Source organism: Bradyrhizobium sp. CCBAU 65884 (assembly GCF_028128835.1).
In the GTDB taxonomy this organism is placed as follows: Bacteria; Pseudomonadota; Alphaproteobacteria; order Rhizobiales; family Xanthobacteraceae; genus Bradyrhizobium; species Bradyrhizobium ottawaense.
Window position 1 is genome coordinate 1 of record NZ_LBJU01000033.1, and the last position, 1214, is coordinate 1214.

A 1214-nucleotide genomic window follows, 5' to 3' on the forward strand; every position below is an offset into this window, starting at 1 on the left:
CACGCCCGATTTCCGCGAGCATGACGCCGTGCTTGCGGCCGTCAAGGCGTGGCCTGGCGGCAGTCGACGTGAGGTGAGACGAGCGCGACGGCCATCCTTGACGGCCGCGGCGCGCGGCGTCGTCTTGACGGCAGGTCGGGACGAAGAAACGGTCGCCTGATCGAACAAAGAAACGAGATCAGGTGACGGACACACTCGCGGTTCTGGGCGGTTCGGCGACCCACGGTGTTCCGCGGGCGACGACGGCGTTGATGATGACGATCAGCTTCCTGGCACAGGCGACCAGCGCGCGCTTGTGGCCCTTGCCGGCGGCGATCAGCCGGCTGTACAGGGCCATGAGCTGCGGATTCCAGCGGAAGGATGCCGGAAGAGCTGCGGTGTAGAGCGCCTGACGCAAGCGCTGGCGTCCGCCGTCAATCCTGCGGGCGCCGACATGCTTGCCGCTGTCGTCATCGTACGGCGCAAGCCCGGTGAGGGCTGCGGCTTGCTCGCGGGTGATCTGACCGATCTCGGGCATCCTGATCAAGATGGCAACCGCGGTCGGCAAGCCGCTGCCGCCAACGCTGTAGATCAGATCGAGCCGTGCGGCGAGATCGCGATGCTTGCGGATCGCTGCCACCAGGGCCTTGAACTCGGCTCGTCTGTGCTTGGCCAACAGAGCGATCTGCTCCTTCCAGAACTTCTGGATACGTTCGTCAGGGCAGCTCTCCAGCCGATTCTTGAGCTTTGCGATGTCCTCCTTGATCTGGTCGATCATCGTCAGATGCACGGCAAAAGGCTGCAGCCGGGGGTCTGGAGCGGGATGGATCTTCTTGACCGCGGCGGTGCAGGCCGCAATCAATGCGGCATCCATTTTGTCGTTCTTGGCCCGTTGCAAATGGAACGTGGCATAGGCGCGGACCTGGATCGGCTGAAACACGATGACGACAAACCGCTGGCGTCGCAGTTCGGCGACCGCCGCCTGCTCGTAACCACCGCTTGCCTCGATCCCAACCCGCTTGACCTTGTGGCGCTTCAGCCACTCCACCAGCTCCTGGTGGCCTTCCGCCGTGTTCTTGACCTGCAGCTCCTCCGAACTGCCATCGAGCGCCACGTCGAGCTTATCTTTGCTGGTATCGATTCCAGCACAGATCGTGTTACGTTTGGCCATCTTCCTCGACCCTCCCTTGTGATGCGAACCTGAAGTTCGTTCAACCATGCGGGTCCCGATGAAG

Annotated in this window: 1 protein-coding gene; it reads right to left on the reverse strand. The window is 62.9% G+C overall.

Annotated elements, in window-relative coordinates:
• Positions 1-178 precede the first annotated feature (178 nt).
• The gene (locus XI03_RS01615; protein WP_049801720.1) at positions 179-1150 is read right to left on the reverse strand and encodes an IS110 family transposase; all 972 of its coding nucleotides are present in this window, start codon (positions 1148-1150) and stop codon (positions 179-181) included.
• Between the last annotated feature and the right edge of the window lie 64 nt (positions 1151-1214).

What these genes read in the sequence shown, in the direction of transcription:
- XI03_RS01615 (WP_049801720.1), bottom strand. Translation starts at nt 1,150, where the DNA reads ATGGCCAAACGTAACACGATCTGTGCTGGAATCGATACCAGCAAAGAT.